4 protein-coding genes and 1 pseudogene are annotated in these 3,761 nt (G+C 65.6%); 4 read left to right on the top strand and 1 reads right to left on the bottom strand.

Translation table 11 applies throughout. The annotated features are described in order from the left end of the window. The 4 genes from MOV75_RS30495 to MOV75_RS30480 all read left to right on the top strand — a co-directional run. Positions 1 to 432, top strand: a 432-nt coding sequence (locus MOV75_RS30495; RefSeq protein ID WP_247007169.1) for an ABC transporter ATP-binding protein, incomplete at its 5' end; no start/stop codon positions are given. Continuing rightward, the gene (locus MOV75_RS30490; protein WP_246930465.1) at positions 429 to 1,247 is read left to right on the top strand and encodes an ABC transporter permease; all 819 of its coding nucleotides are present in this window, start codon (positions 429 to 431) and stop codon (positions 1,245 to 1,247) included. The genes MOV75_RS30495 and MOV75_RS30490, both read left to right, overlap by 4 nt. Continuing rightward, the gene (locus MOV75_RS30485; protein WP_246930467.1) at positions 1,247 to 2,236 is read left to right on the top strand and encodes a 2-hydroxyacid dehydrogenase; all 990 of its coding nucleotides are present in this window, start codon (positions 1,247 to 1,249) and stop codon (positions 2,234 to 2,236) included. The genes MOV75_RS30490 and MOV75_RS30485 overlap by 1 nt, the downstream gene beginning before the upstream one ends. Then, a complete protein-coding gene (locus MOV75_RS30480) occupies positions 2,236 to 2,928 on the top strand; it encodes an AprI/Inh family metalloprotease inhibitor (RefSeq protein WP_246930469.1) in 693 nt (230 codons plus the stop codon). Before MOV75_RS30485 ends, MOV75_RS30480 begins: the two co-directional genes overlap by 1 nt. Before the next feature lie 246 nt (positions 2,929 to 3,174). Here MOV75_RS30480 and MOV75_RS30475 read toward each other — a convergent pair. Beyond that, a pseudogene (locus MOV75_RS30475) lies at positions 3,175 to 3,761 on the bottom strand (hypothetical protein); the annotation flags it as partial.

Below are 3,761 nucleotides of genomic sequence, written 5' to 3'. Positions count from 1 at the left end.
GACGCGGCGCTGGCCAGCGTCGGGCTCGCCGATTTCGCCGATGCGTTTCCGCGCGAGCTCTCCGGCGGCATGAAGATGCGGGTGTCGCTGGCGCGCGCGCTCGTCACCGATCCCGACATCCTGCTGATGGATGAGCCGTTCGCCGCGCTCGACGAGATCACGCGCTTCCGCCTCAACAATGATCTGCTCGCGCTGTGGCGCAGCCTTGGCAAGACCATCATCTTCGTCACCCATTCGGTGTTCGAATCCGTCTATCTGTCGCAGCGCGTGGTGGTGATGACGGCGCGGCCGGGCCGTATCCAGGCCGATATCCGCATCGAGACGGTAGAGCCGCGCGGCGAGGCGTTTCGCACCTCGGCGGCCTATTCCGATTATTGCCGGAAAGTGTCGGCGGCGCTGGCGCCGTCCTATTCGGGCCAGTCGACGCTATGAACGCGCAAGCCACCGTCACCGCGAAACCGCGCGCTGCGCAACGCGCGCTGCGCTTCGTGTTGCCCGTCATTGTGTTCGCGGCGGGCCTCCTCGCCTGGGAACTGGTGGTCCGGATCAAGGAGATCCCTCCCTACGTGCTGCCGGCCCCCTCAATCATCATCCTGACGCTGATCAAGGACTGGGCTGTGCTGTCACAATCGCTCGCGACCACGCTGTTGACCACGCTCGAAGGTTTTGTCGCGGCCAGCATCGGCGGCATCGCGCTGGCGCTGCTGTTCAACCAGTCGAAATGGGTGGAATATTCGTTATTTCCCTATGCAATCGTGCTGCAGGTGACGCCGGTGATCGCGATCGCGCCGCTGCTCCTGATCTACCTGGAACAGCAAACCGCGGTCGTGGTCTGCGCCTTCATCGTCGCCTTCTTCCCGGTGCTGTCGAACACCACGCTCGGGCTCAATTCGGTCGACCGCAACCTTGCCGGGCTGTTCCAGCTCTACAGCGCCTCGCCACAGCAAGCGCTGCGCTTCCTCAAGCTGCCGGCCGCGCTGCCCTATATCCTCGGCGGCCTGCGCATTGCCGGCGGCCTGTCGCTGATCGGCGCGGTTGTGGCCGAGATCGCGGCGGGAACGGCCGGCGCCGGCTCCGGGCTTGCCTACAGGATCGCCGAGTCGGGCTATCGATTGAACATACCCCGCATGTTCGCAGCGCTGCTGCTGTTGTCGCTGGCCGGGATTGTCATCTATGGGGTGCTGGCGCTAGTTTCCCACCTCGTTTTACGGCGCTGGCATGAGAGCGCGCTTGGAAAGGAAAGCTGATGTCTACCGGTTCGATTTCGTCCGAAAAGATCGACCTTCTGATCTATGGGCCGGTGCGGCCGATCCTCGAGAACGGGTTTTCCGACCATTTCGTCGTGCACAAGGCCGAGACGCGCGGTGACCTCGAGCGATTGACGCCGGCGATCCGCGAAAAAATCCGCGGCGTCGCGGTGACCTATCACACCGTGCGCGCCGACAAGGATTCGCTGTCGCAGCTGCCCAAGATCGAGATGGTGGCAAGCTTCGGCGTCGGCTACGACCACATCGACGCCAAATACGCGGCCGAGCACAATATCATCGTCACCAACACGCCCGACGTGCTGACCGAGGAGGTCGCCGACGTCGCGATGGGCCTTCTGATCTCCACCTTGCGCGAGTTCGTCAAGGCCGACCGCTACGTTCGCTCCGGGCTCTGGCAGACGCAGAATTATCCGCTCAGCGTCGGCTCGCTGCGCGACCGCAAGGTCGGCATCGTCGGCATGGGCCGGATCGGCCAGGCCATCGCGCGCCGGCTCGACGCTTCGCTGGTGCCGGTGGTCTACCACTCGCGCAACCCGTCCAAGGACGTCTCCTACAAGCATTATCCTGATCTGATCGAGATGGCGAAGGCGGTGGACACCTTGATGGTGATCGTGCCCGGCGGCGCCAGCACGAACAAGATGATCAATGCCGAGGTGCTGAAGGCGCTCGGTCCGCGCGGGGTGCTGGTCAACGTGGCGCGTGGCTCGGTGGTCGACGAGCCCGCACTGGTGCAGGCGCTGAAATCGGGCACCATCCTGGCCGCCGGCCTCGACGTGTTCGCGGCCGAGCCGACCGTGCCGGACGAGCTCAAGGCCATGCAGAACGTCGTGCTGCTGCCGCATATCGGCTCGGCCTCGGTGGTGACGCGCAACGCCATGGACCAGCTCGTGGTCGACAACCTCAAGTCCTGGTTCGCCGGCAAGGCGCCGTTGACGCCGGTCGCCGAGACGCCGTTTAGGGGGCGCTGATGACAGGTCTTCGGGTCGTTGCATTCGCCGTCGCGGCCTATTTGGCCGCGATCGGCATCGCGCAGGCGCAAGATGCGACGACCTTGAAGAAATCGATGCCAGGGCAATGGGAGCTCTCGACCACCGAGCGCAGCAAGACCTGCGTCGTCACCCTCAAGGGCGACGCCGCGGGCCAGGGTTTCAAGCTGGAGCTCGAGCCCGCCTGCAAGACCGCGCTGCCTTTCACCAAGGACATCGTCGCCTGGAACGTCAGGGGGCTCGACATCGTCCGCCTGCAGGACGCCACCGGTGAAGCCGTAATCGACTTCACCGAGGTGGAGGCCGGCATCTTCGAAGGCCTGCGGCAGGGCGAGGGCGTCTACATCCTGCAGGATCTCGCCGCCGCCCGCTCAATGGCCAAGTCGATGGATCAGATGATCGGCGACTGGTCGATGGTGCGCGGCAACGGCCAGCCGATCTGCGGGCTGACGCTGACCAACACCGAGTCGAGCCCCGACAATTTCCAGGTCTTCCTCAAGCCGAAATGCGATGCGGCCATCGCACAGTTCAACCCGACGCAATGGCGGCTCGAGCGCGGCCAGATTATCCTGATGTCGAAATCAGGCGATGCCTGGCAGTTCGAGGCCGACGACAACGCGCAGTGGCGGCGCGTCCCCGACACCGCCGATCCCCTGATCATGCTGCGTCAGTAGGCGCCCGAAGCGACGGCGCGGGATCGTCATGCTCCGGAGCGGAACGGTCTTGTGCTGAACCGATGGAGCCGCGGGCTCCTCTTAACCTCTCCCGCTGGCGGGAGAGGTCGGCGCGAAGCGCCGGGTGAGGGCTTTCTCCTCTTGGGGATGGTTCATTGTCGAGACACCCTCTCCCCAACCCTCCCCCGCAAGCGGGGGAGGGAGCGCACCTGCTCCCGGGGAGGCCCCGAGCCTCAGCCATTCGCGCTACGTCGTCACCTTCGGCGGCGGCGCGGTGCCTTGCACCCATTTCTCCATCTTGCCGAGCACGCCCCAGGCCGCGAGCGCCAGCGAGATCGGCATCGCGAACTGGCCGAGGCCCGGCACTGCCGACACGACGGTCCCGAGCAGTCCGGCAAGGCCTCCCGCATTGGGGCTTGCCGTCACCGAGGAGAGCAGCGCGGTGAGCACCGAGCCGCCGATGCCGAGCGCGGTCTTCTTGCCGTCGAGCAGCTTGCCGATGGTCTCGCCAAGCGCGCCGTTGACCTGGCCCAGCACGGGCTTGCCGTCCTTGTTGAGGAGCGTGCTGAGCAGATCGACAACCTGCTTCAACTGGTCGACGGGGGCGGGGGTGGTCGGGGTGGCTGGTCCCGGCATCGGCGCCGTCTTGTTGACGAGAGAGAACAGCCGTTCGAACAGGCTGATCGGATCGTTGGTCGTGGCCGGCAAGGTTTTGGCCGGGATCGTTGCCGGCAGCGTCGTGCCGCCGACGGCCGGCCGCAGCACTTGCGCAAGATCTTCCAGCCGCGTCAGAACGTGGGACAGATCGGCCGCCTGCCCGGCGGTGCCCGGCT

This window comes from Bradyrhizobium sp. PRIMUS42 (genome assembly GCF_023006515.1).
In the GTDB taxonomy this organism is placed as follows: Bacteria; Pseudomonadota; Alphaproteobacteria; order Rhizobiales; family Xanthobacteraceae; genus Bradyrhizobium.
This window is presented reverse-complemented; position numbering and strand designations above follow the sequence as displayed.

What these genes read in the sequence shown, in the direction of transcription:
- MOV75_RS30480 (WP_246930469.1), top strand. Translation starts at nt 2,236, where the DNA reads ATGACAGGTCTTCGGGTCGTTGCATTCGCCGTCGCGGCCTATTTGGCC.
- MOV75_RS30485 (WP_246930467.1), top strand. Translation starts at nt 1,247, where the DNA reads ATGTCTACCGGTTCGATTTCGTCCGAAAAGATCGACCTTCTGATCTAT.
- MOV75_RS30490 (WP_246930465.1), top strand. Translation starts at nt 429, where the DNA reads ATGAACGCGCAAGCCACCGTCACCGCGAAACCGCGCGCTGCGCAACGC.